Source organism: Sulfuricaulis sp. (assembly GCF_049587675.1).
Taxonomy (GTDB): Bacteria; Pseudomonadota; Gammaproteobacteria; order Acidiferrobacterales; family Sulfurifustaceae; genus Sulfuricaulis.
On sequence record NZ_JBAVEJ010000224.1, the window covers coordinates 1 to 25,446 of the forward strand.

Here is a 25,446-nt window from a genome sequence, read left to right on the forward strand (position 1 = left end):
GGCCGAGATCGCGCACCAGCATGGCCTGCACAAGGTGGTGAAATCGAAATCCATGGTGTCGGAGGAGTGCGGTCTCAACGACGCGCTCGAAAGCCAGGGCCTGGACGTGCTCGAGACCGATCTCGGCGAATACATTCTGCAACTCGCGCACGAACCGCCGTCGCACATCGTCGCTCCGGTGGTGCACAAGAGCAAGGAAGAAATTGCCGATCTGTTCGAGGAAAAGCACCACCGTACACGCACCACGGAGATTGCCGAACTGTGCCGCGAGGCGCGCGAGGTGTTGCGGCCAGGTTTCCTGTCAGCCGATCTCGGGATTTCCGGCGCGAATTTTATTATCGCCGAGACCGGCTCGGTCCTGATCGTCACCAACGAGGGCAACGGCCGGCTTGCCACCACGCTCCCGCGCGTGCACGTGGCCATCACCGGTATCGAGAAGGTGGTGCCGACGCTCGAGGACGTGACCACGCTGCTGCGGCTGCTGCCGCGTTCCGCCACCGGCCAGTCCATCACCAATTACGTCTCGATCCTGACCGGCACCAAGGAAAAGGGTGAATCGGACGGACCGGAGCACTTTCATATCATCCTGCTCGATAACGGCCGCAGTAAATTGCTCGGCACCGAATTGCAACCGATGCTGCGCTGCATTCGTTGCGGTGCGTGCATGAACCACTGCCCGGTGTATCAGAACATCGGCGGTCATGCTTACGGCTGGGTGTATCCGGGCCCGATGGGCTCGGTGCTGACACCATCGTTCGTGGGACTGGAGAACGCACTCGATCTGCCGAATGCCTCGACGTTCTGCGGCGAGTGCGCGGTGGTGTGTCCAGTGAAAATTCCGCTACCCGATCTGCTGCGGCACCTGCGTACCCGGCAAGTGGACCAGCAGTTACGACCGTGGCAGGAACGCGCCGCGCTCCGGCTGTGGGCGTGGATGGCGCAGCGCCCGGCGGTTTACGCTCTGGGCACCCGGCTGGCCGCACGTCTGTTGCGCATGTTTTCAGGAAGTGCGAAACGGTTTCGTTATCTTCCCGGCGTGACCGGATGGACCAGCGGGCGCGATATGCCCGCGCCGGCGGGCCGGACTTTCCGCGATCTGTACAAATCCCGGAGGCCGTCATGAGTGCGCGCGAGAATATCCTGGCGCGGATCGGCAAGGCGCGCGGTCCGGCCGCGGCCGTGGATGTCGACATGGCGATTCGCCGTCGTCAGCGCGGGCCAATACCGGCGTTGGATAAAGATATTGTGAAGCTGTTCGGTGAACGCGCCGTAAAGCTAGCCAGTGACGTTACCCGTGCCGGAACCATCACGGAAGTTCCGGGCCTGGTCGCACGCTACCTGCGCGAACGCGATTTGCCGATGAAGGGAGTATGCTGGCCGGTCATGGCGCTGCTCGACTGGCAGGATGCCGGTATCGAGATCGAACCGCGCGCCGCGCACGGCGATGATCTGGTCGGCATCACCGGTGCGTTTCTCGGCATCGCCGAGACCGGCACGCTGATGCTGCTATCCGGCGTGCAGACGCCAGCCGCGGTCAGCCTGTTGCCGGAGACGCACATCGCCGTGGTCGAGTCCGGACGCATTGTCGCGACGATGGAGCAGGCCTGGGACCGGCTGCGCGTGGAACGCGGCGCGTTGCCGCGCGCGGTAAATTTCATTTCCGGCCCCTCGCGCACGGCGGACATCGAACAGACGGTAACGCTCGGCGCGCACGGGCCCTATCGTGTATTGATTATCATCGTTGGCTGATATCCGAAGAGGTGCACCATGACACAACCGGTCTTATCCCTGTGGATCAACGGCAAGGCGCAGGCGAGCGCGGGTACCCGCACGGCGGACGTATTCAATCCGGCGACCGGGCAGGCGATCCGGCGCACGCCGCTGGCCAGCAAGCAGGACGTGAACTCAGCGGTGGCGGCGGCTCGTGCGGCGTTTCCCGGCTGGCGCGATACCACGCCGCTGCGGCGCGCGCGCATCCTCATGCGCTTTCGCGAACTGATGCAGGAGCATCGCGATGAACTTGTTCATCACACCTGCGAGGAGCACGGCAAGACCCGCGAGGATGCCGCCGGTTCGCTGCAGCGGGGCATCGAGGTGATCGAGTTTGCCATGGGCGCGCCGCATCTGCTCAAGGGCGAAAAGGCCGAAGACGTCGGCCGCGGCGTTGATTGCCATTCGCTGTTGCAGCCGGTGGGCGTATGCGCCGGGATCACGCCGTTCAACTTTCCGGTGATGGTGCCACTGTGGATGTTCCCGGTTTCCATTGCCTGCGGTAACACTTTCATCCTCAAACCTTCCGAGAAAGTGCCCTCGGCAAGCCTGCGCATGGCCGAGCTGTTTCACGAGGCCGGGCTGCCGGCGGGCGTGTTCAACGTGATTCCTGGCGACAAGGAAGCGGTGGACGCGCTGCTCACGCATCCCGACGTGCGCGCGGTGTCCTTCGTCGGTTCGACGCCCGTGGCCAAATATATTTACGAAACCGCGGCGCGTCACGGCAAACGCGTGCAGGCCCTGGGCGGGGCGAAGAATCACGCGGTGGTGATGCCGGACGCCGATCTCGACTTTGCCGCGGACGCGCTGACCGGCGCGGCCTACGGTTCGGCGGGTGAACGTTGCATGGCGATCTCGACGGTCGTGGCCGTGGGCGCGGCCGGCGACGCGCTGGTCGGGAAGCTGCGCGACAAGGCCGAGAAGATCAAGGTCGGGCCGGGCGAGCAGGAAGGCATCGACATGGGACCGGTGATCACCGCCGCGCATCGCGACCGCGTGCAGAAGTTGATCGACAGCGGCGTTACCGAGGGAGCAAAGCTGGTGCTCGACGGGCGCGGGCTCAAGGTTTCCGGTCGTGAACAGGGTTTTTATCTCGGGCCGACGTTGTTCGATCATGTCACCGCCGACATGGCCATCTATGAAGAAGAAATCTTCGGGCCGGTACTGATCGTGCTGCGAGTGAAGACGCTAGATGAAGCCATCCAGCTGGTTAACAGCAATCCGTACGGCAACGGCACCGCGATCTTCACTCGTTCCGGAGCGCACGCGCGCCGCTTCGAACGCGACATCGAAATCGGCATGGTCGGCATCAACGTGCCGATTCCGGTGCCGATGGCGTTTTTCTCCTTTGGCGGCTGGAAGGCCTCGCTGTTCGGCGACCTGCACGTGCACGGCATGGAAGGCGTGTATTTCTACACCCGCAGCAAGGTGGTCACGAGCCGCTGGCCGGCTGGCGAGGAGCAGGGGCCCTCCAGCCTGTCGATGCCGACGCTTGGCTAGTCCGTGCCGTGGACAAGGATGCTCTACAGGGAATCTACAACTATTGCCGCCTGACGGATCTCGTCGCCACCGCCGGCCAGCCGTCCGAAGAAGAATTGGCCGCCGTGGCACACGCGGGATTCGAAGTCGTGGTGAACCTCGCCTTGCACGACGCGGAATACTCCCTGCCTGACGAGTGTCGGACCGTGGAATCTCTCGGCATGCGATACATACATATTCCCGTCGTGTGGGAGCGACCGTTACGCGCTGACCTCGAACGCTTTTTCGAAGTCATGGATGGACTGACAGGCAAGCCTGTCTTCGTGCACTGCGCCGCCAACAAGCGTGTGTCGGCGTTCATGGCGCTGTATCGTCAATTGCGGCAGGGATGGTCGGCGGAAGCTGTCATGCCCGATGTCCATGCCATCTGGGAGCCGGATGACGTCTGGCGCCGGTTTTTAGAGGAAATGATCCGATAAGGAAGCTCTGAACAAGCTTCCGTTCGTGCTGAGCCTGTCGAAGCATGAACGGGAAATTCATTAATTACGCTCGAATCCGTTCCCCTTCGACAAGCTCAGGGCGAACGGATTCGAGCTTATTCAGAGCTTCCATAACCAACATAAACCAACATAGCAGCGAGGCAGGTTCCACGGGCGCATGGGTTTGTCCTTCGGCGTCTAACCGGATAATCTGCGCATCCATGTCTGCGTCATCCGGCCATCGGGAAAATCTTCTGCGCATCTTCCAGTCCGCGCTGGTGGCGGTCAATGGCCGCAGCTGCGTGCGTGCACGCCTGGAGGAAAGGCCGCTTCCCGGCAACATATATATGGTGGCGGTGGGCAAGGCCGCCGGCGCCATGGCGCAAGGCGCGCAGGATGCGCTGGGCAAGCGCATTGCCGATGCGCTGATCATCACCAAAAAAGGCCATGCCGAACCGCTCCCTTGGCCGGTGCTCGAGGCGGGGCATCCGCTGGTGGACGAGACCAGTCTCGAGGCCGGCCGGAAGTTGCTGGCGTTCGTGGACCGGATTCCGCAGGACGCCGCGGTACTCGTATTGATCTCCGGCGGCGCTTCGGCGTTGGTCGAAGCGTTGCCGCCGCAGATCAGCCTCGATCAGTTTCAGAAAATCAACCGCTGGGTGCTCGGCTCGGGCCTGGACATCAACGACTACAATCGCATTCGCCGGCGCCTGTCGCGTCTCAAGGGCGGCCGGCTCGCCAAGCTGCTTTCCCCCCGACGGGTCCTGTGCCTGGTGGTATCGGACGTGCCCGGCAACGACCTGCGCGCGATCGGTTCCGGTCCGCTGGTGGCGGACGAGGATCTGCGCCGGCCGCTGACGCTTCGGGATCTGCCGGATTTTATTACCGAGGCATTGAAGCACATGCCGCCCGCGCCGGCGCCCGACGACGCCTGTTTCCAGAATGTCACACGCGAAATCGTCGCCACCCTCGATAACGCCAAGAGCGCCGCGGCGGAAACTGCCAAGGAGTTGGACTACCCGATCATGCTGGAGACTTCTTTTGTTTCCGGCGATGCCCTGGAAGCGGGCGCCAGGCTGGCGAAAAAATTGTTACGCTCGGAACCCGGCACGATTCATGTCTGGGGCGGCGAGACCACCGTCCGGCTTCCGGAAGCGCCGGGCCGCGGCGGGCGCAACCAGAGCCTCGCATTGGCCGCGGCGATGATGCTTGATGGACACGAGGATACGTGGTTCCTCGCCGCCGGAACCGATGGCACCGACGGCCCCACGGAAGACGCCGGTGCGCTGGTGGATGGCGGCACCATCGCGCGCGGCGAACAGGCCGGACATGATGCAAAACAGGCGCTCGCGCACGCCGACGCCGGCAGTTTTCTGGAAGCGAGCGGTGATCTGATACAGACCGGACCGACCGGGACCAATGTTATGGATATCATGTTGGGATTGAGAACCAAGCGCGGAAACTGAAGGTCGATGATCCGGCGTTTATTTCTGTGTGGATGTTTTTTTCTGACGGCGCTGGTTTCCTGCTCCCAGCCGACCACGCCCGCGGCTGTGCTTTATTTCGTCGAACAAGAGCCGGGGGTAGAGCCGTATCGCACGCGCATGATCGTCACGGCGGGTTTCCTGCGCATGGACGAGGGACAGGACAGCCAGGATTTTCTGCTGTTCGACCGCGCCGACGGCAGTATTTACAGCGTCAGCAGTGCGGAGAAGCAGGTGCTGGTGATTCGCCCGCGACCGGTGGAACTGAAGCCGCCGGCGAAATTCACGCACCGGGTGGTGACCGATCCGGCCGCATTTCCAGCCATTGAAGGACGCAAGGTCACGCATTACGAACTGCTGACGAATGATAAGCGCTGTTATGACCTGTATGCCGCCGATGGCCTGTTGCCCGGAGTAGTGGTGGCCTTGCGCGAATATCGCCTGATTTTGGCCGGGCAGCAGGCATTGACGGCGGCCGCCACGCCGCCGGAAATGCAGTCCGCCTGCGATTTGGCCAACAATGTTTTTCTGCCCGTGCGCCATCTGGAACACGGCTTTCCGGTGCGACTGGTGGATACGACGGGCCGGACGACGGAACTGGTCGATTACAAGACCGATTTTCGCGCCACAGCCGATATGCTTAAGTTGCCGGCGGAGTACAAGCGGCTGACGTTGGAAGAGCTGCGGGGGAAGTAAAGGATGATTCGGCGGGTCACGCACTAGGCTTCAGCGTTGACATGTTCCAGGCTTTTCGGTGTTTGCGGCAAGCTTTCAAGCACCCAGCCGCGTGCGTCCACGCTCAGCACGCTACCCTGCTCATACCAGTCGCCGAGCACCATGCGCCGCGCAGGCTGGCCGTCCAGGTTGAATACATGTTCCTTCGGCCGGTGCGTATGTCCGTGAATCAGGCGCTGCACGTGGTGCTCGCGCATGACGGATTCCACCGCCTGTTGGTTCACGTCCATGATTTCCGGTTTCTTGGCGGCGGTGGAACTCTTGCTGATTTCCCGGTAGCCGCGGATGATCCGTTCGCGCTCGGCCACGGATTTTTCGAGAAATACTTTCTGCCAAGCAGGGTTCCGTACCTGAGCGCGGAACGTCATGTATTCAGTGTCGTCGGTGCACAGCGAATCGCCGTGCATCAGCAGCGTCGGCGTGCCGTGGAGATCGAGGCGTGTCGGGTCCTTGAGCAGCCGCACGCCGGCGGCTCGTTCGAAATCATGGGCCATGAGGAGGTCGCGGTTGCCGTGCATCACGAACACCGGCGTTCCCCCGATCGTCAGCTCGCGCAATCCGAGTACGATGGGACGAAATTCCTCCTGCTCGACGGCCTCGTCGCCGATCCAGTACTCGAACAGGTCACCGAGGATGTAGAGCGCATCGGACGCGCGCGCGCGACGGTGGAGAAAATCGAGGAACAGCCCGGTAACGGCGGGGCGGGCGCCGCAGAGATGCAGATCGGAAATGAACAGCGTGGTTCCCGGCATCTCTGTCCCTGGGTCTCCTAGTTGTCGTCGAGGATCTGCATGTGCTCGATGAGCACGTCGGACAGCGGCACGTCCTTGTGACCGAGCTTGGAGCCGGTGGCAACGCCCTTGATCTGGTCGATGATGTGCATGCCGTCCACCACCTTGCCGAACACGCAGTAGCCCCAGCCGGAGGGCGCGGGCGCGGTGTAGTTGAGGAAGTCGTTGTCCACGATGTTAATGAAAAACTGGCTGGTGGCGGAATGCGGATCGGTGGCACGCGCCATGGCGAGGGTGCCGCGGGCGTTGCGCAGGCCATTATTGGCTTCGTTTTCGATCGGCGGCCGGGTCATTTTCTGCGTCATGCCCGGGCCGAAACCACCGCCCTGAATGACGAACTTGTCGATGACGCGATGGAACAGGGTACCGTCGTAGAAGCCGTCTTTGGCGTAGGCGATGAAATTGGCCACGGTCTTTGGCGCCTTCTCCGGATATAGCTCCAGGACTAAGGTGCCGTAGTTGGTTTTCATGTGAATCATGGAATGGGACTCTTGGGCGCTAAGTTATATGTCTGACACCGACCCCGCCGGCGGCAGGTTTCCGCCGGAGAGTTTACACTGGATTGGCCCGCCCGGCACAACGCCGGGGGTTCGCCGGAGCCGCGGTTTCCGTTACCATGGCGTCCTTCCAATGGCTTTGCGACCCTTCAAGACCCGTTTTGCTCCCAGCCCCACGGGCCTGCTGCACCTCGGCAATATCCGAACGGCGTTGTTCAACTATTTGTTGGCGCGACAGGCCGGCGGGACGTTTCTGCTGCGCCTCGAAGACACCGATGCCATGCGCGGGCATGAAAAATTCGCCCGGGCGTTGGAAGAGGATCTGCGCTGGCTGGGTCTGGTCTGGAACGAAGGACCGAAGGCCGGAGGCAGTCACGGTCCTTACGCCCAGTCGGAGCGTGGTCATATCTATAAGGAATATTTTTCCGCCCTCGAATCCAGGGGGGTGGCTTATCCCTGCTTTTGCAGCGAGCATGAACTTGCCATCGCGCGCAAGACGGCGATCGCCGCCGGGCATCCGCCGCGCTATTCCGGAAAATGCCGCGCACTTTCGCGCGCCGAAGCCGAGGCCCGGTTCGGCCGCGGCGAGCCCGCGACGCTGCGGTTTCGCGTCGAGGAAGGCCGCATAGTTGAATTCGACGACAAGGTGCGGGAGCGGCAGGTATTCAGCACCGATGACATCGGCGATTTCGTCATTCGCCGCTCCGACGGGACGCCGGCATTTTTCTTCTGCAACGCCATCGACGATGCCGTGATGGGCGTCACCCTCGTGGTGCGCGGTGAAGATCATCTGACCAACACGCCGCGCCAGATCCTGCTGCTGCAGGCGCTCGGCCTGCCGGCGCCGGAGTATGCCCACATCGCACTCGTGGTCGGCGCCGACGGCGCGCCGTTGTCCAAGCGTACCGGCAGCCGCAGCGTGCAGGAGCTGCGCGAAGCCGGATTTCTGCCGGCCGCGATCCACAATTACCTCGCGCGTCTCGGACACACCTATGAAGACAACAGTTTCATGACGCTCGATAAACTCGTTTCCAGTTTTTCCCTGGCACGGTTGCACCGCGCGCCAGCGCGCTACGACGAGGCCCATCTGGCTCACTGGCAGCGTGAAGCGCTGTTGCATCTGTCGGCCGGCGAGGTGGGCGAATGGATGGGTGACAAGGTCAGCGCCCTGGTGCCGGTGGACAAACGCGAGGCGTTCGTGGTGGCGGTGCGCGCCAACGTTACTTTTCCGGCGGATGCAATGCACTGGGCACAGATTGTTTTTTCCGACACGCTGGCGATCAGTCATCCGGCGCGCGAGGCGATCACGGTGGCCGGGGAGGAATTTTTTGATGTGGCGCGCCGGGCCGTGGAAAAGCACGGCGCCGATTTCAAGGCCGTGAGCGAGATGCTGCGGCATACGCTTTCGGTCAGCGGAAAATCGCTGTTCCAGCCGTTGCGTGCGGCGCTCACGGGCGAACTCGACGGGCCGGAAATGGCGAAACTGCTGCCGCTGATCGGCGTGGAGCGCGCCCGTGAACGCCTCTCCAGGTTTGTGATGTCCTGAGATGACGATGCTGCATATCTATAACAGCCTTACCCGGAATAAAGATCCTTTCACGCCCATCACACCCGGCAAAATCCGGTTGTATGTCTGCGGCATGACCGTGTACGACTTCTGTCACCTTGGACATGCGCGCGTCATGGTGGTGTTCGACATGGTGGCGCGCTACCTGCGCGCACGCGGCTTCGACGTGACCTATATCCGCAATATCACCGACATCGACGACAAGATCATCAACCGCGCCCGGGAGAATGGCGAGGATATCGGCGCGCTGACCGCGCGTTTCATCCAGGCGATGAACGAAGACGCCGCCGCCCTCGGCGTGTTGCCGCCGGATGCCGAGCCGCGCGCCACGGTGCATATGCCGCAGATCCTGAACATGATCGGGAAGCTCGTTGAGAGCGGTTTCGCCTACCAGGCCAGGAATGACGATGTGTACTACCACGTGCGCAAGTTTCCCCTCTACGGAGCGTTGTCGGGCAAGACGCTGGACGAGCTCAAGATCGGCGCACGCGTGGAAGTCGGCGAGGAGAAAGACGACCCTCTCGATTTCGTCCTGTGGAAGGCGGCCAAGCCCGGCGAGCCGCAGTGGGATTCGCCCTGGGGCGCGGGCCGCCCCGGTTGGCATATCGAGTGCTCGGCCATGTCCACCGCCTGTCTTGGCAACCACTTCGACATCCACGGCGGTGGCATGGATCTCAAGTTTCCGCATCATGAAAACGAGATTGCGCAGAGCGAGGCGGCCACCGGCACGAAATTCGTGAATACCTGGATGCACGTCGGTTTCGTGCGCCTCAACGAGGAGAAGATGTCGAAATCGCTAGGCAATTTCTTCACGGTGCGCGAGGTCCTGAAGAAATACGACCCGGAGGTCGTGCGCTATTTTATCCTGGGCAGCCACTACCGCAGCCCGCTCGACTATTCCGACGAAAACCTGCAGGGTGCCAAAGCGGCGCTGACCCGCCTGTATCTCGCTCTCAAGGACTTGCCGGCGATGCACAGGCATTTGCAAGTGTCGCGAGAGGCAGGAAGCCGAGAGCGACCGGCGGAGGCGATTGTCGCGCATGATGAAAGATTTCACGCCGCCATGGACGACGACTTCAACACGCCCGGCGCCCTGGCGGTGTTGTTTGAGCTGGCGCGCGACATCAACAAGCTGCGGGAGGAGGGTAAATTGGCCGCGGCCGCGCCCCTCGGCGCCGCTTTGCGCCGTCTGGGTGGGATTCTGGGCCTGTTGCAGTGCGAGGCGCAGGCGTTTTTGCGTGGCGGCGCAGTCAATGGTCTGACCGACGAGCAGATCGAGGCCCTGATCGCCCTGCGCACGGCGGCGCGTCAGAACCGGAACTGGGCTGAGTCGGACCGTATTCGCGACGAATTGAAGGCCCAGGGGATCATCCTGGAGGACACGGCTGGCCGAACCACATGGCGCCGGTAGTAAAAAGCCAGGTATATTGCCGCTTAGCTATTGACCCTGCGGATACTTATAAGTAATTTCTTATTTTTAAACCGGCAACCGCTAACGCCCGCGCGCCCGGTTTGGGGGTGGCGCGGGCTTTTTTATTCCCTGAGGAAATTGTGGAATTAACCGGCGCAGATATTTTTGTCCGCTGCCTCGCTGACGAAGGCGTGGAGCACGTCTTCGGCTACCCCGGCGGCGCGGCGCTGCACATCTACGACGCGCTTTACCGGCAGGACAAGGTGAAGCATATCCTGGTGCGGCACGAGCAGGGCGCGGCGCACGCGGCCGACGGTTACGCGCGCGCCACCGGGCGTCCCGGCGTGGTGCTCGTGACTTCCGGCCCGGGCGTGACCAACACCGTGACCGGCATCGCCACCGCGTACATGGATTCAATCCCGCTCGTCATCTTCAGCGGCCAGGTGGCGACGAGCCTGATCGGCGACGACGCGTTCCAGGAAGTGGACGCGGTCGGCATCACGCGCCCGTGCGTGAAGCACAATTTTCTGGTGAAGGACGTCAAGGAACTCGCCACGACCATCAAGAAGGCGTTCTACATCGCCACCACTGGCCGGCCCGGCCCGGTGCTCGTGGACATCCCGAAGGATGTCACGGCGCACAAGTGCGAGTACGAATACCCGAAGAGCGTCGCCATGCGCTCGTACAATCCGGTGCTGAAAGGGCATCCCGGTCAGATCAAGAAGGCGGTGGACCTGATGCTCGCCGCCAAACGTCCGATGATCTACACCGGCGGCGGCGTGATTCTCGGCGAGGCCTCCAAGGCGCTCACCGATCTCGTGCGCCTGCTGGCGTTTCCATGCACCAACACGCTCATGGGGCTGGGCGCGTTTCCCGCGAGCGACCCGCTGTTTGTCGGCATGCTCGGCATGCACGGCACTTATGAGGCCAACATGGCGATGCACGAATGCGACGTGCTCATCGCCATCGGCGCGCGTTTCGACGACCGCGTGACCGGCGATCTCAATAAGTTCTGTCCGCACGCGCGCATCATCCACGTGGACATCGACCCGGCTTCGATCTCGAAAAACGTGCCGGTGGAAATTCCCATCGTCGGCGGCGCCGAGGCAGTGATGCGCGACATGATCAAGCTCGTCAAGGCTTCCAAGAAGAAACCGGACAAGGAGGCGCTCGCCGCCTGGTGGAAGCAGATCGACCAATGGCGCGCCATGAACTGCCTAGACTATGACCACGACAGCAAGCTCATCAAGCCGCAGTACGTGCTCGAGAAACTCTTCGAGATTACCAAGGGCGATGCCTTCATTACTTCCGATGTCGGCCAGCACCAGATGTGGGCGGCGCAGTTCTACCGCTTCGACAAGCCGCGTCGCTGGATCAACTCCGGCGGCCTGGGCACGATGGGATTCGGGCTTCCGGCGGCCATGGGTGTAAAAATGGCGTTTCCCAAGGAGACGGTCTGCTGTGTGACCGGCGAGGCTTCCATCCAGATGTGCATTCAGGAGCTCTCGACCTGCAAGCAGTACGATTTGCCGATCAAGATCATCAATCTGAACAACCGTTACATGGGTATGGTGCGCCAGTGGCAGGAATTCTTCTATGACCGGCGCTATTCGCATTCGTACATGGACGCGCTGCCGGACTTTGTAAAGCTCGCCGAGGCTTACGGCCACGTGGGCATGAAGATCGAGAAGCCGGGTGATGTCGAAGGCGCCCTCAAGGAGGCGCTCAAGATGAAGGACCGGCTGGTGTTCCTGGATTTCATCACCGACCAGACTGAGAACGTCTACCCGATGATTGCCGCGGGGAAGGGTCACAATGAAATGCACCTAAAACCCTGCAAGGCGGTGGTGCCGACCGACCGGGAGCTCGCGTGACGCGTCATATCATCTCGATGCTGCTGGAAAACGAGTCAGGCGCACTGTCGCGCGTGGCCGGGCTGTTTTCCGCGCGCGGTTACAATATCGAATCGCTCACCGTGGCGCCTACCGAGGATGAAACCCTGTCGCGCCTCACGCTCGTCACCAGCGGCTCGGTGGACGTGATCGAGCAGATCACCAAGCAGCTCAACAAGCTCGTGGACGTGATCAAGCTCGTGGACCTCACGGAAGGCCCGCATATCGAGCGTGAATTGCTGATCATCAAGGTCAACGCCAACGGCGCCATGCGCGACGAGGTCAAGCGGCTGGTGGATATTTTCCGTGGGCGTATCATTGACGTGACCGAAACGACTTACACCATCGAACTTACCGGCACCAGTGACAAGCTCGACGCTTTCGTGCAGGCGGTGCGCGGGGCGGGCATCGTCGAGGTGGTACGCTCCGGGGTTTCCGGCATCGCCCGCGGCGAAAAGAGTCTGCGGGTGTAACTTCAGACAATGACAGACGAGGATGTATGAAAATTTTCTATGATAAAGACGCCGACCTATCGATCATTCGCAGCAAGAAAGTCACCATCGTGGGTTACGGTTCGCAGGGTCATGCGCACGCGCAGAACCTGAAGGACAGTGGCGTGGCGGTGACGGTCGGGCTGCGCGAGGGATCGGCTTCGGTCGCGAAGGCGAAGAACGCCGGCCTCACCGTGAAGAACGTGCCGGAGGCGGTCAAGGACGCGGACGTGGTCATGATCGTTGCGCCGGACGAACAGCACAAGAAGATCTACCAGGAAAGCATCGAGCCGAATCTGAAAAAGGGCGCGACCCTGGCTGTGGCGCACGGTTTCTCGATCCACTTTGGTTTCATCCAGACGCGCGCCGATCTCGACGTCATCATGATCGCGCCGAAGGGCCCCGGTCATCTGGTGCGCTCGACCTTCACTCAGGGCGGCGGTGTGCCGTGCCTGATCGCCGTCAAACAGAACGCCTCGGGAAAGGCGCGTGAAGTCGCGTTGTCCTATGCCTCGGCCATCGGCGGCGGTCGCGCCGGCGTCATCGAAACTACCTTCAAGGACGAGTGCGAGACCGATCTCTTCGGCGAACAAGCGGTGTTGTGCGGCGGTGCCACGCACCTGGTCCAGGCCGGGTTCGAGACGCTGGTCGAGGCCGGCTATCCGCCGGAGATGGCCTACTTCGAATGTTTGCACGAGCTGAAGCTCATCGTCGATCTCATGTACGAAGGCGGCATCGCCAACATGCGTTACTCGATCTCGAACACCGCCGAGTACGGCGACTATACGCGTGGCCCGCGCATCGTGAATGAGCAAACCAAGGCCGAGATGAAAAAGATACTCAAGGAAATCCAGTCCGGACAGTTCGCCAAGGAGTGGATGGCGGAGAACGAGACCGGCGGCAAGCGCTTCCCCGAGATGCGCGCGCAGGCCGCGAAACATCCGATCGAGGAAGTCGGCAGCAAGCTGCGCGAGATGATGCCCTGGATCAAGGCCCACCGCATTGTCGACAAGACGAAAAACTGAAGACTCCCACCGCAAAGACGCAAAGGGCGCAAAGTAAAAATAGACAGGATTAACAGGATTTCGCAGGTTTAAACAATTGTTTAGAAAAATCCTGTTAATCTTGTGAATTCATGTGTCTTTGCGGTGAATAATCCAAATGTCCATTGACCGTTATCCTCTTCTGGCCCGCGAGGGCCGGTGGCATATCGCGCTTGCCGCGGGTGTGGCGGTGGCGGTGCATTATTTCGCCGGGCCGGTGTGGGCGGCGCCCTTCTGGATCATTCTCGTCTTTATACTCCAGTTCTTTCGCGATCCTCCCCGGCATGTTCCGGATGCACCCGACGCGATTATCTGCCCCGCGGACGGAAAGGTGATCGCGCTCAGCGAGGCCGAGGACCCTTACCTCAAGCGCCCTTCCAAGCGCGTGAGCGTCTTCATGAACGTGTTCAACGTGCACTCCAACCGCAGTCCGGTGGCAGGAAAAATCATGGAACGCTGGTACAGCCGGGGAAAATTCGTCAACGCCGCGCTCGACAAGGCCTCGCTCGACAATGAGCGAAATGCTCTGTGGATACTCACCGACCAGGGGCAGGATGTGGTGGTCGTACAGGTTGCCGGTCTGATTGCACGGCGTATACTGTGTTATGTACAGCCGGGTGAACGGATCGCCCGGGGCGAACGTTACGGCTTCATCCGTTTCGGTTCGCGCGTCGATGTTTATCTTCCGCTGGAGGCCCGGTTTGAAGTGTCCCTGGGCGATAGCGTGAAGGGTGCCGCCGACGTGATCGCCCGACTCGCGCCGTAAGGCGCAGGAGACATGATGGAAAATCTTGACGAAACACCCGAGATCGAGGAAAAGCGCCGCCGCCGGGGCATATACATACTTCCGAGCCTGTTCACCACGGCGAATCTATTTGCCGGCTTCTATGCCATCGTGCAAGCGATGAATGGGAGTTTCGAATTTGCCCCCCTGGCCATTTTCATCGCCATGATCCTGGACGCGCTCGACGGACGGATTGCGCGGCTTACTCACACGGAAAGCGATTTCGGTGCGCAATACGACAGTCTGGTGGACATGGTGTCCTTCGGGCTCGCCCCCGCGCTCGTCATGTACGAATGGGCGCTGTCCGGCATGGGCAAACTCGGCTGGCTCGCGGCCTTCATCTACACCGCCGGCGCCGGCTTGCGTCTGGCGCGTTTCAACACCCAGGTCGGACTGCACGACAAGCGCTATTTCCGCGGTTTGCCCAGTCCGGCGGCTGCGGCACTGGTTGTCGGCTTCGTCTGGGTATTGAACGCTAACGGCGTGCCGGGAAGGGATATCAGCATTGCCGCGCTGATCATCACCGTGATGGCCGGCGTACTGATGGTCAGCAACATCCGCTACCGCAGCTTCAAGGACGTGGATCTGCGCGGGCGAGTGTCGTTCATGACCATCCTCGCGGTGCCGCTGGTCTTTGTGCTGCTGTTTCAGGATCCGCCGCAGGTGCTGTTTCTGACCTTCTTCGTTTACGCCCTGTCAGGGCCGGCGGCCATCCTGTTTCGCTGGCTTCGCCGGGAAGAAAAGGATCAAGCCGAGAAGCATCACCCCCGCGGCAGGTAGCTTCCCCGCCACCCGGGTTTCATTTTATTCCGGTTTGATTTATGCTTTAACCATGCAGGCACGATCCGCCATTTCATCCGATGTCATATCGCCCCGCCAGGCGGCGGTATCAACCTGCACGCCTTTCTCTCTTGCTGCACGATTGCTGCTGCGCCGCTAGGCGCAATCTAACCCCCTTCCTGGCGAGGAATATAATACGCAACCAAGAACCTGTTTTAATCCGCATGATTTCAAAAGAATCATGTTCACGATTATGAATGACAGGACGAGCAAGCAGGCTACATTTTTGCAGAGACAAGACCATGAGCGATCAATTGATAATTTTTGACACGACGTTGCGCGACGGCGAGCAGAGCCCCGGCGCGTCCATGACACGCGAGGAAAAGGTGCGCATTGCCAAGGTGCTGGAACGCATGCGCGTCGACATCATCGAGGCCGGATTTCCCGTGGCCAGCCTTGGTGACTTCGAGGCGGTGAAGGCGGTGGCCGAGGAAGTGAAGGACAGCACCGTTTGCGCCCTAGCGCGTGCCGTGGAAAAGGACGTCGACCGCGCGGCCGAGGCGATCAAACCCGCGAAACGCGGGCGTATCCATACCTTTCTCGCCACGAGCCCCATCCATATGCAGCACAAGTTGCGCATGACGCCGGAGCAGGTTCTGGAGCGGGCGGTATCGATGGTCAAGCGGTCGCGTCAGTACACCGATGATGTCGAGTTCTCGCCGGAGGACGCCGGCCGCTCGGAGATCGACTTCCTTTGCCGGGTACTCGAGGCCGTGATCGATGCCGGTGCGCGCACGGTGAATATCCCCGATACGGTAGGCTATAACCTGCCACATCAATTCGGCGCGCTCATCAAGACGCTTCGCGAGCGGGTGCCGAATTCGGACAAGGCGATATTTTCGGTGCATTGCCACAACGACCTCGGGCTCGCCGTCGCCAACTCGCTTTCGGCGGTGCTCAATGGCGCGCGCCAGGTGGAATGCACCATCAACGGCCTCGGCGAACGCGCCGGCAACGCCTCGCTCGAGGAAGTGGTCATGGCGGTGCGTACGCGCCGCGACATTTTCCCATGCGACACGCAGCTTGACACCACCCAGATCGTGCCGGCTTCGCGCCTGGTATCGAATATCACCGGTTTTCCGGTGCAGCCGAACAAGGCCATCGTGGGCGCTAATGCCTTCGCGCACGAGTCCGGCATCCACCAGGACGGCGTCATCAAAAAGCGCGAGACTTACGAAATCATGCGCGCCGAAGATGTCGGCTGGTCGGCGAACCGCATGGTTCTCGGCAAGCACTCCGGGCGCAACGCCTTCAAAAGCCGTCTCAAGGAACTGCGTATCGATTTCAAGACCGAACAGGAATTGAACGCCGCGTTCGAACGCTTCAAGGATCTCGCCGACAAGAAACACGAGATCTTCGACGAGGATTTGCAGGCTCTGGTGACCGAGGCCGATCTCGAGCAGGAGAACGAGCATTATCGCCTGGTTTCGCTCAAGGTTTGTTCACAGACGGGCGAAACGCCATTCGCCAACGTGACGCTCGCCGTGAATGGATCAGAACAAAAGGCCGGCGCCCCGGGAGGTGGGCCGGTTGACGCGGCGTTCAAGGCAATCGACAGCGTCGTCGGCAACCGCGGCCAGCTGTTGCTATACTCGGTCAATAATATTACCAGTGGTACCGATTCCCAGGGCGAGGTGACCGTGCGCCTGGAAAAGGCCGGACGGATCGTGAATGGTCACGGCGCGGATACCGACATCGTCATCGCTTCGGCCAAGGCGTATCTGAATGCACTGAACAAGCTGATAGTGCCGGTGGAGCGCACGCACCCGCAGGTGGACCAGCCGATATAAGAATTCACGGGGCGCAGAAAAATGCGCCCCGTTTTTTTCAGGAAGGTAAATCGATACCCGATATGCGTCACCCGTACCTGCGATTCTTTTGCGGAGTGGCCACTGTTATTCTGGCTGTCTCCGCTGTCGCGGGCGAATCCGCTGTGCCGGAGCAGGTCGTTGCCGAGTCTGGCTGGAAATACCGCGTGGCGGCGGAGAACCTTCCCGGCATCGACAATCTCGTCATGGCACCCGATGGTTCGCTGTATGCCACGCAGGAACTTCCGAACGGCGCAGGCAAGGTAATCAGACTGCGGCGGGGCGAAGTCACCATGGTGGCATCCGGGTTCAGCCGGCCCGATGGACTTTTGCTTCGTGGGATATTGCTGTTTATCACGGAAGAGATCCCCGATGGGCGTGTGCTGGAATTCGACCTGGTGTCGAAAAAACAGCGTGTATTTGCCACACTGCACAGTCCCGAGGAAATCGACATGCTGCCCGATGGTGACCTCGTGGTATCGGAAGACAACATCAATGGCCGTCTGTTGCGCGTGCCCCGTGATGGGAAGCACGTGGCGGAAGTAATCCTGGGGGGATTGAACCGGCCGGAGGGATTGGTGGTGAAACCGGACGGCGCGGTGATTTTCGCCGAGACCGCCACCGGTCGCGTACTGTCCTACAAGAGCGGTGAAGTGAATGTCGTGGTGGACGATCTCGATGAGCCGGATCAGGTGGAAATTGCCCCGGACGGTTCGTTGTGGATCACCGAGGATACACGCGACGGCCGCCTGCTGCGGTTCAAGGATGGCGCGTTGGAGACGGTTCTTTCCGGTCTGCGTTCGCCGCAGGGCATGGCTTTCGGCAACGATGGGTCGGTGTGGCTGGCCGAGCGCGGTCGCCTGCGGGTGTTAGTGATCCAGGCCAAGGATGGCCGCTAACAGCAACCTTGTCTTGTAATTCTAATCTTCTTCCGTATGCTTAGTGTCATGAATACGCTGGAAAGGTGTGGCAGAGGTGCCATGCCTACGGACTTGAGCATGGACACACGACGCCAGCAATATCTCGATGCCCTTGGCATCATCCGTTGGGTGCCGCGCGGAGAGTCGGCTGAACCGGCGGGATTCGCGAATACCCCCGTTATTTCCGGCGCTACGGCGATTACTCCCCCCGTGCCAGCTGCCCTCAGGCAATCCCCAAACACGGAACTTGATGCCCGGGAATGGACCGAGCTGGAAACGGCTGTGCGCGGCTGCACCAAATGTTCCCTGCATGCCACGCGCACGCAAACGGTTTTCGGTGTCGGTCATCGCCGCGCTCAATGGATGTTCATCGGTGAAGCGCCGGGCGCCGACGAGGACCGTCAGGGCGAGCCGTTTGTGGGCCGGGCAGGCCAGTTGTTGAATGCCATCCTGTTCGCGATCGGACTGAAGCGCGAGGAAGTGTACATAGCTAATGTCTTGAAATGTTTGAGGTACAACGCCCTGGTTCAGCTCGGGGACGGCTCCTGGGAGCGGATCGGTCGCTTGGTTCGTTCCCGCTATGACGGCTTCGTAATGTCTGTGGATGCGGATGGCCAGCTGACGCCGCGCCGCATCACCGGTTGGCACGAAGCTCCGCTCGGTAACCGGCGCGTTTTCCGCATGACCTATCGTTTGGCAAAAAATGCGGGCAAGAGTCGGGTTGGCATTCAGTTGACGGGGGATCACGAGGTTCTCACCCAACGTGGCTTTGTCGCTGTCGAAGCCCTGTGGCCCGGCGATCGGATCGCGACGGGGCAGGGGTTGAGCCCGATCGCTTTTGATGTTGTCTGTGGAACCTTGCTCGGTGACGGATATTTGGCCGCGGACAGGACAATGCTCTCGTTCGGTCATTCGACGGCTCAACGTGAATATGCCTTGTTCAAGGCCGATCTGCTCAAGGAGCTCAATCCGCGAATGGATGAGCTTTCTGTAGCGGCTGTTGTCGGTGGAGAGAAGATATACCCGGTAATACAGGTCCGGACGTTGGCGCATCGCGCCCTGCGCATTCTTCGGAAGGATTTCTATCCGTGCGGAAAGCGCGTCCCTGGGTGGATGGCGACTCGGCTGAACGAACGGATGCTGGCATTCTGGTTCTTGGACGATGGCTACATGCGTATTCGTCCAGGACGGCAGCCGCTCGCCGAGATTGCCACCTGCGGTTTTCCCGGTGAAGATTTGCCGATTCTACTAGAGGGGTTGTCACGGCTCGGTCTTCGCGCCAAGGCGTCGCGTGGAAGGTTGTATTTCGACGTGGAAGCGACGAAAGTGCTTTCCGAGCGCATCGCACCTTATGTTCCTCCTGCGATGCGTTATAAGCTGCATCCGGACATCACCCGCCGGATTGATTTTGATCCTGATCGTTTACGTAGCGGACCGGCCACCGTGCTTTATGACGACGTGGAAATCGAGGACATAACGGACCATAAGCGAACGGACAAAACTTTCTTTTGCATTGACGTCGAGGAGACGCACAACTTTGTCACCGCGGGCGGTGTTGTGCACAACTGTCGGCCGCCGGGCAACCGCGACCCCCAGCCGGAAGAAGTGATCCAGTGCGAGCCGTATCTCCTGCGTCAGATAGAACTGATCAAACCGCGCCTCATCGTGGCGCTCGGCCGCCACGCCGCCCACAGCCTGCTCAAGACCGAAGTCCCGCTCGGCAAGCTTCGTGGGCAGCGTCTGTCTTATCACGGCACGCCGCTGATCGTGACATACCACCCGGCCTACCTGCTGCGCAACCCGGCTGACAAGCGCAAGGTCTGGGATGATTTGTGTCTTGCCAAAACCGCGATGACCGCGATGCTTGACCCGGATCGGGAGGCATCATGAGTGCCGTTGTTGCCGCGCCGCAGCCGCTTCTGCGGCCCATGACCGGACACGATCTGACCGCGGTTCTCAAGGTCGAGAACATGTCCTACGATTTCCCCTGGACATTGCCCATATTCCGCGACTGTCTGCGCGTGGGTTGCCATTGCTACGTGTATGAATCACCACAGGGCATCATCGGCCACGGCATCATGTCGGTTGCCGTGGGCGAATGCCATATCCTCAACATTTGCGTGCATCCAGATTTTCAGCGGCGCGGTCTCGGCGAGGGCATGGTGTTGTTCCTGCTCGACCTTGCCCGGCAAAAGAAGGCACGCATTGCACTGCTCGAGGTGCGCGTTTCCAATGCCGCCGCTTATCAGCTTTATACCAAACTGGGTTTCGATGAGGTCGGAACGCGGAAAAGCTACTATCCCTCTCGCCAAGGGCGTGAGGATGCGATCATCCTTGCGCGCGATCTGAGCGTCGGCAACAAACCCGCTTCTTTCTAGATTCCCAGGGCCTCGATGGTCCAGCCAACGCCGCCGGGTGTGACCTCGGGATGGCGCCGGTATAATAGTTCTTCGATTTCCGCCACGTGTCGTTTCGGCACATCCACCATTAGCAGCACCTCTCCGTGCGACAGTACCCCGTGGAATTCATCGAGATGGGTATCGGGCACGCGCAGGGCGAACAGGGCTCCGCCCGCCAGGGTGAGCAACATCAAGGCGACGGACAGCGCCGCGCCAAGCAGCGAAGACCATGCCAGTGACGCGATCAAGCCGCCAGCCCCGAGAAAAAACAGCGCCAGGTTCCCGCTCCACGCCATGCGTTCCAGGCGCGAGCCGACATCCTGACGCTGGCGTTCGGTCGCCGGCGGTAGTCGCGTCAGCGTAGCGCCTCTGCCGGCAATAGCGTGCATGTGTTGGACGCCTACTCCGGCAGTTTCGAGATCGTTAACAACCTGTGCAGCCTGAGTTTCGTCGGGTATTGCAAAGTAGAGTCTGCGAAAGAACATATAGCCTCCTTGACCGCCGGATGGCGGGAGAGGGTGCGTCATGGCGCATCCCGCTTCGCCATCGGTCGACGTCTTGTGATCCTTTGGCAGATTATGGGGCAACGGAATGGCAATTCAATCTGACAAAAAATAAGGAAATAGCGTAAGTGTTTTTTGGCCCGGTATGCCGGAAAACGAATGTCTAGGGCTTGCGGTATTCCTTTTCTGCCTGCGGGATCAGGCCCTCGATCTGTCGAATGCGCTGATCGTCGAGCGGATGGGTGCTGAGGAACTCGATTTGTTTCCCGCCTCCATGCTTCTGGTTGTATTCAGCGAAACGTTTCCAGAACGCCAGCGCTTCACGCGGCTCATATCCGGCGCGTGCCATGTACAGTATGCCGAGGTGATCGGCCTCCAATTCCTGCGCGCGTGAATGAGGGAGCGCCACGCCGAGCGTGCTCCCGATGCCATAGGCCTGTTGCAACGCGACACGGCTGGCTTCCGACTGTCCGAGTGCCGCCTGTTCCAGGATTTGTCCGCCGAGTTGGACTAGCAGGCCTTCGGACATGCGTTCCGCGCCGTGGCGCGCGACCGCATGCGCCACTTCGTGGCCGATGACGGTAGCGAGCCCGGCATCGTCCTTGGTGATGGGCAGGATGCCGCTGTAAACCCCGACTTTTCCACCCGGCAGGCAGAACGCATTGGGCACATCGGGTTTGTCGAACAGCACGAATTCCCAGCGTGCATTACGCAGCGGTGCCACCGCGGCGATGCGCTGACCCACACGCTGCAGTTGGGCGTTCGCCGCCGGATCCTTGGAGATCGGCACCGATTTTTTGAGTTTTTCGAACTCCGTGAAGCCGAGTTGCATTTCTTCGGCGGGACTGACCAGGAGCAGTTGCGAGCGTCCGGTTTCGGGTACGGTGGTGCAGCCGGCAAGCACACCGCTTGCGAGCAGGGAGACGAACAGAAGCGCCATGGTTGTGCGGTATGTCATATTATTCATCCGTAGCATCACTTTGATGCGATATTGCGTGAAAATTTCCCGATGATTCCATCCAGCCAAAGGTGAATTTTCGTTGATTTTACCTGCAACTTTCCAGGGCGCCTAACACTTGTCCGGCGGCGAACCCGCGCCGCGATTACGCTAGAATGCGATGTCGACAGGCACTATCGATTCCGGGGAGATGAACCATGGAAGACAATAAAACGACTGTTTACAGCGGAAAAATCATCGACCTTTATCTGGAAAGAGTCACGCTTCCGAACGGGGCAGTGGCTGAGCTTGAGATCGTCCGCCATCCCGGAGGCGCTGCCGTGGTGGCACTCGATAATGAGAATCGTGTCTGCTTGCTGCGGCAGTACCGGCACGTGGCCGGTGGCTGGTTGTGGGAACTGCCTGCCGGCAAGCTGGATGCGGGCGAGCCGCCCTTGGATACCGCGCGGCGTGAACTGGAAGAGGAGGCGGGCCTGCGCGCCGGCCAGTGGGAGCCGCTGGGAAAAATCGTCAGTTCACCCGGCGTATTCACTGAAATAGTGTATCTTTTTCTGGCGCGGAATCTCATACAGGTGACGCCCAATACGGAGATGCATGAGATTATCGAGGTCCACTGGATTCCGTTCACGGAGGCGATAGCCTGGGCGCAGGCCAATGAAATTACGGACGCTAAAACGCTGGTTGGGCTGTTCCGCGCCGGGAAAATTGCCAGACTTTCCTGAAAAATTCGGGTCAGGTGGCCGCTTCCACCTGCTGGACGTTGAGCGAGCCCAGCCAGAAGGACAGGTCTTTTTCCAGAAATTCTCCAGCCGACATGTAGTGCGAACCGTCGCAGGAGAAAGTGAGCCCCACCAGACCGTTCATGATGTTGATGGAACTGGATCGCAGGTAGATTGTTTCATCGGCAAAGCGCAGCGACTTGAATTCGTCCAGCACCTGGCGAACCTGAGTTGGCGAAACCTTAGCGTTTGCCGGATAGGAACAGACGGGGTAGGCAAGGCAGATATCCGGATTGATGATTTCGTCGATATTGTGCAGGCGGTAGTTGTAAGGATCGTCGAACAGCCACAGTGAGCAACGTCCGCTCGAGAAATGGATTTTGCTGTGAAACACGCCGTGGTGCGACATGAGGCGGTGAATGAGATCGAGCACCTGGTCGATGTGCTTGTCCAGCAGGCTAGGCGCGCGCTCCTGCATGAATACCGTCCCGCGCACCGCCGGATCGCCGCGGAACTGCTGCCAACGCATCGGTGGTGGGCTCAGGCGTGTGTCCTGAATGAGATCGGCGAGAGCGAAATCGGCGGCGATGAAGCCGAGCAGCCGATTGTCCTTGCTGACGGCCTGCAGCGCTGTAATGCATTGCTTGGGAACGTACTGGCTCATGTATACGGACGAGAGCATCACGCCTTTGAACGGCAGGTGATTTTTCAGATAGGGCCGCAGCGACAGATCGCGTCCGCGCCAGGAAGGATCGGTACCGCTCGCTTGCACCATGGACGAGACCTCGATGCCGTTGATATCCCAGGCATAGAGAAGATGGCAATGGGGAATAGTCCCGATGGCTATGTGCAGGAGACGGTCGAGCGCGTCGGCGTCAGGCCAGATCTCGACGCAACGCTCGCCGAGTTTCGCCATGGGTTCACTGATGACTTCGGCCAGTGCGGCCTTTTTGGCCAGGATGGCCTGCTGGATGGACGACATGGGGTTCCTTTTCGATTCAGGCGTTGTCAATTGACTATTATACTCCCGCACGCTTGGGATTCGTACGCTGGCAGCGAGAAAATGAACGCTATAAGCCCTCCCTTGATGTCGGCAATGTGAATAAATTCATGAGCGCTCGAGTAGTTGTCATCATAGTGATGGAGAACGAATAACTGGACGCTGAATTCACTCTGGACGGAAAAGTGTAATCCAGCTTCAGCTGCGCCATCGGTTATGGCGATATACCCCGGTTCCATCCGCGTCGATCGCGACTTGAGTTTAATGAGGCGATTCAGTTTATTTAACCGCGTCGAGTGGCCGATGGTGCAGCCCTGCAATATCGCCGTGACCATGCTCGCCGGCATTTTTGTGGATAGTTCCCTGTCTGCGGATGTATCAAGGCAGTGGCGCCCTTTGTACCGGACCGGCCCGCCAACGCCAATGATAGCGAGCAGCCTCATAGTCGTGAGACAGATGGTTAGTGCTGAAATTCCCTTGTTTGTCAGAGTGTTCCACATTGCGGCACGTGACTAACGGGCGGCGGTATTGCTGTTTCTGGCATGTTTCCTGCATTCATCTATCTTTAGATAACACACTGAGATCGTTGAAAATACATAGATTTGGCAAGAAGCGAGCGATGAGTCACATTGAAACATTTCCCGGCTTGGTCGGGTTCTATACGTTGACACCTGAAGGTGAGCTTGGCTTCTACGGTCAGGATAAAAAATTTGTCCGCGACGCCAAACTTACCAAGACCTTCATCGACTACAACCGCCGTTATCTCATGGCTTATTTGCAGAATCCGGCGCAGGGAAATTTTCGTCTGGCCATCATCCATCGGACTCACGAGAAACGTCCTTGGGGTTCCGATACCCTGCTGCTCGAGAAACATATCTTACGCCGGCTGTATCCGGTGACCGGAATGACTACTGCTAAGGATCTGACTGCTTTCCAGAAAAAAAATCAGGAAAAGAGTATTTTCCTCGGTATGGAGCTATTTCTCGATTACAAAGATGGCTCGAATCCCGGAATGCCGGTTTTTTGTCCGGTGCTGTACGACCGCAATGCCACACTGAACGATTACGCGTCCATTCTGGATAGACCGACCACGTCGACCGACCGGGAGACTCCCGTTGTGGAGGTGCTAAATCTGCTGGCCGCCATTCCGATGGGAAGACGCGATACAAATGAAATCACAATACTGAAGGACAAGATTTATCAGGGAGCCGTTAAGAAAGGCATGCGCAAATCCTCCGATTTCACGCTGATCGACGACATTCGGAAGAATGCACAGACTGTCGGAGAAACCGACGGCGACGGCCACTATGACGGCGTTGACAAACGGATGGAACGGAAAGTGACGCTGGATTCAGCAGGTGCCGGTGGCAAGGGTGGGTCAAACAATCCGGCCGTCACAGCGCTGATCAAGAACATCGCTGCATCACTGGTCGGTCAACCCGAGCCGGCTGACCCGATGGCGCTGAAGATCTTTGCCAGATTTCGCGACTTGGATCATGACAAACTCGAAGCGATCGCGGGCCAATCCCTCATCTACAAGGTGCCGCCGGGGACCCAACTGCTTGAGCGCGGTACCAGCGATTCCACGAATCTTTATCTGCTCGATGGCACGGTGAAACTGGTGGCAGCCGACGGGGTGGAAAAATTCGTCGACGGTGGGACTCCCACCGCGAGCAATCCAATCTCATTCCTGAAACCCCGCATGTACACCGTATCCGCTTTTACGCGCGTGGCATTTCTGTGGATTGACGACAAGCTGATCGATGAAATCGTCAGGGGCGGGACAGCGCTATCGCGTCGCGATGCTGCGAGCTGATGTTCCTGTTTCCCGCATCATGAAAAGCTTATCGTGAGCCGAGTCCTCGCAAATTCCTGA

The 25,446-nt window shown here is 59.9% G+C and carries 24 protein-coding genes and 1 pseudogene; 20 read left to right on the forward strand and 5 right to left on the reverse strand.

What is annotated here, in order from left to right:
• The 6 genes from WB402_RS11665 to WB402_RS11690 form a co-directional block, all read left to right on the forward strand.
• A partial coding sequence (locus WB402_RS11665; RefSeq protein WP_424208037.1) for a lactate utilization protein B occupies nucleotides 1–1,123 on the forward strand: 1,123 nt, incomplete at its 5' end.
• Nucleotides 1,120–1,749, forward strand: coding sequence for a LutC/YkgG family protein (locus WB402_RS11670; protein WP_424208039.1), 630 nt, complete (start codon nucleotides 1,120–1,122; stop codon nucleotides 1,747–1,749). The genes WB402_RS11665 and WB402_RS11670, both read left to right, overlap by 4 nt.
• Nucleotides 1,750–1,767: 18 nt before the next feature.
• Complete coding sequence (locus WB402_RS11675; protein WP_424208041.1) at nucleotides 1,768–3,270, forward strand: CoA-acylating methylmalonate-semialdehyde dehydrogenase; 1,503 nt, start codon at nucleotides 1,768–1,770, stop codon at nucleotides 3,268–3,270.
• An 8-nt stretch (nucleotides 3,271–3,278) separates the two neighbouring features.
• Nucleotides 3,279–3,728 carry a protein tyrosine phosphatase family protein gene (locus WB402_RS11680; protein WP_424208043.1) on the forward strand — a complete coding sequence of 150 codons (450 nt, stop codon included), beginning with the start codon at nucleotides 3,279–3,281 and terminating at the stop codon, nucleotides 3,726–3,728.
• A 221-nt stretch (nucleotides 3,729–3,949) separates the two neighbouring features.
• On the forward strand, nucleotides 3,950–5,194 hold the full coding sequence (locus tag WB402_RS11685; RefSeq protein WP_424208045.1) for a glycerate kinase type-2 family protein: 1,245 nt from the start codon (nucleotides 3,950–3,952) through the stop codon (nucleotides 5,192–5,194).
• A 6-nt stretch (nucleotides 5,195–5,200) separates the two neighbouring features.
• Nucleotides 5,201–5,908 carry a hypothetical protein gene (locus WB402_RS11690; RefSeq protein WP_424208046.1) on the forward strand — a complete coding sequence of 236 codons (708 nt, stop codon included), beginning with the start codon at nucleotides 5,201–5,203 and terminating at the stop codon, nucleotides 5,906–5,908.
• Between the two features lie 23 nt (nucleotides 5,909–5,931).
• On the opposite strand, the gene WB402_RS11695 is transcribed toward WB402_RS11690, so the two are convergent.
• Nucleotides 5,932–6,699: a UDP-2,3-diacylglucosamine diphosphatase gene (locus tag WB402_RS11695; protein WP_424208048.1), complete on the reverse strand. Its 768-nt coding sequence runs from the start codon at nucleotides 6,697–6,699 to the stop codon at nucleotides 5,932–5,934.
• A gap of 17 nt (nucleotides 6,700–6,716) precedes the next feature.
• Nucleotides 6,717–7,217: a peptidylprolyl isomerase gene (locus WB402_RS11700; RefSeq protein WP_424208050.1), complete on the reverse strand. Its 501-nt coding sequence runs from the start codon at nucleotides 7,215–7,217 to the stop codon at nucleotides 6,717–6,719.
• Between the two features lie 151 nt (nucleotides 7,218–7,368).
• Between WB402_RS11700 and gltX the strand changes: the two genes are divergently transcribed.
• The 12 genes and pseudogenes from gltX to rimI all read left to right on the forward strand — a co-directional run bounded on the left by gltX (nucleotide 7,369) and on the right by rimI (nucleotide 20,369).
• Nucleotides 7,369–8,781: a glutamate--tRNA ligase gene (gltX, locus tag WB402_RS11705; protein ID WP_424208052.1), complete on the forward strand. Its 1,413-nt coding sequence runs from the start codon at nucleotides 7,369–7,371 to the stop codon at nucleotides 8,779–8,781.
• Between the two features lie 7 nt (nucleotides 8,782–8,788).
• The gene (gene cysS / locus WB402_RS11710; protein WP_424208054.1) at nucleotides 8,789–10,213 is read left to right on the forward strand and encodes a cysteine--tRNA ligase; all 1,425 of its coding nucleotides are present in this window, start codon (nucleotides 8,789–8,791) and stop codon (nucleotides 10,211–10,213) included.
• Between the two features lie 140 nt (nucleotides 10,214–10,353).
• On the forward strand, nucleotides 10,354–12,087 hold the full coding sequence (locus WB402_RS11715; RefSeq protein ID WP_424208056.1) for an acetolactate synthase 3 catalytic subunit: 1,734 nt from the start codon (nucleotides 10,354–10,356) through the stop codon (nucleotides 12,085–12,087).
• Complete coding sequence (ilvN, locus tag WB402_RS11720) at nucleotides 12,084–12,578, forward strand: acetolactate synthase small subunit (RefSeq protein WP_424208058.1); 495 nt, start codon at nucleotides 12,084–12,086, stop codon at nucleotides 12,576–12,578. Before WB402_RS11715 ends, ilvN begins: the two co-directional genes overlap by 4 nt.
• A 26-nt stretch (nucleotides 12,579–12,604) precedes the next feature.
• Nucleotides 12,605–13,621: a ketol-acid reductoisomerase gene (ilvC, locus tag WB402_RS11725; protein WP_424208060.1), complete on the forward strand. Its 1,017-nt coding sequence runs from the start codon at nucleotides 12,605–12,607 to the stop codon at nucleotides 13,619–13,621.
• A 136-nt stretch (nucleotides 13,622–13,757) separates the two neighbouring features.
• Nucleotides 13,758–14,405 carry a phosphatidylserine decarboxylase gene (locus WB402_RS11730; RefSeq protein WP_424208062.1) on the forward strand — a complete coding sequence of 216 codons (648 nt, stop codon included), beginning with the start codon at nucleotides 13,758–13,760 and terminating at the stop codon, nucleotides 14,403–14,405.
• 15 nt (nucleotides 14,406–14,420) lie between these two features.
• Nucleotides 14,421–15,203, forward strand: coding sequence for a CDP-diacylglycerol--serine O-phosphatidyltransferase (gene pssA / locus WB402_RS11735; protein ID WP_424208105.1), 783 nt, complete (start codon nucleotides 14,421–14,423; stop codon nucleotides 15,201–15,203).
• 302 nt (nucleotides 15,204–15,505) lie between these two features.
• Nucleotides 15,506–17,053 carry a 2-isopropylmalate synthase gene (locus tag WB402_RS11740; RefSeq protein ID WP_424208064.1) on the forward strand — a complete coding sequence of 516 codons (1,548 nt, stop codon included), beginning with the start codon at nucleotides 15,506–15,508 and terminating at the stop codon, nucleotides 17,051–17,053.
• 95 nt (nucleotides 17,054–17,148) lie between these two features.
• Nucleotides 17,149–17,970 carry a hypothetical protein gene (locus tag WB402_RS11745; RefSeq protein ID WP_424208066.1) on the forward strand — a complete coding sequence of 274 codons (822 nt, stop codon included), beginning with the start codon at nucleotides 17,149–17,151 and terminating at the stop codon, nucleotides 17,968–17,970.
• 99 nt (nucleotides 17,971–18,069) lie between these two features.
• Nucleotides 18,070–19,248, forward strand: a pseudogene (locus WB402_RS11750) (uracil-DNA glycosylase family protein); the annotation flags it as partial.
• A 108-nt stretch (nucleotides 19,249–19,356) separates the two neighbouring features.
• On the forward strand, nucleotides 19,357–19,881 hold the full coding sequence (locus WB402_RS11755; protein ID WP_424208107.1) for a uracil-DNA glycosylase family protein: 525 nt from the start codon (nucleotides 19,357–19,359) through the stop codon (nucleotides 19,879–19,881).
• The gene (gene rimI, locus WB402_RS11760; protein ID WP_424208068.1) at nucleotides 19,878–20,369 is read left to right on the forward strand and encodes a ribosomal protein S18-alanine N-acetyltransferase; all 492 of its coding nucleotides are present in this window, start codon (nucleotides 19,878–19,880) and stop codon (nucleotides 20,367–20,369) included. Before WB402_RS11755 ends, rimI begins: the two co-directional genes overlap by 4 nt.
• On the opposite strand, the gene WB402_RS11765 is transcribed toward rimI, so the two are convergent.
• Nucleotides 20,366–20,779: a hypothetical protein gene (locus tag WB402_RS11765; RefSeq protein WP_424208070.1), complete on the reverse strand. Its 414-nt coding sequence runs from the start codon at nucleotides 20,777–20,779 to the stop codon at nucleotides 20,366–20,368. The two genes, rimI and WB402_RS11765, sit on opposite strands and share 4 nt — an antisense overlap.
• 277 nt (nucleotides 20,780–21,056) lie before the next feature.
• Complete coding sequence (locus WB402_RS11770) at nucleotides 21,057–21,851, reverse strand: M48 family metallopeptidase (protein WP_424208072.1); 795 nt, start codon at nucleotides 21,849–21,851, stop codon at nucleotides 21,057–21,059.
• 197 nt (nucleotides 21,852–22,048) lie between these two features.
• Between WB402_RS11770 and WB402_RS11775 the strand changes: the two genes are divergently transcribed.
• The gene (locus WB402_RS11775; protein WP_424208074.1) at nucleotides 22,049–22,573 is read left to right on the forward strand and encodes an NUDIX hydrolase; all 525 of its coding nucleotides are present in this window, start codon (nucleotides 22,049–22,051) and stop codon (nucleotides 22,571–22,573) included.
• Nucleotides 22,574–22,583: 10 nt separating this feature from the next.
• Here the strand turns inward: WB402_RS11775 and WB402_RS11780 are convergent, their stop codons facing one another.
• On the reverse strand, nucleotides 22,584–23,552 hold the full coding sequence (locus WB402_RS11780) for a hypothetical protein (protein WP_424208075.1): 969 nt from the start codon (nucleotides 23,550–23,552) through the stop codon (nucleotides 22,584–22,586).
• Nucleotides 23,553–24,189: 637 nt separating this feature from the next.
• Here WB402_RS11780 and WB402_RS11785 point away from each other — a divergent pair.
• Nucleotides 24,190–25,386, forward strand: a complete 1,197-nt coding sequence (locus tag WB402_RS11785; RefSeq protein WP_424208077.1) for a hypothetical protein — start codon at nucleotides 24,190–24,192, stop codon at nucleotides 25,384–25,386.
• The last annotated feature ends 60 nt before the right edge of the window (nucleotides 25,387–25,446 follow it).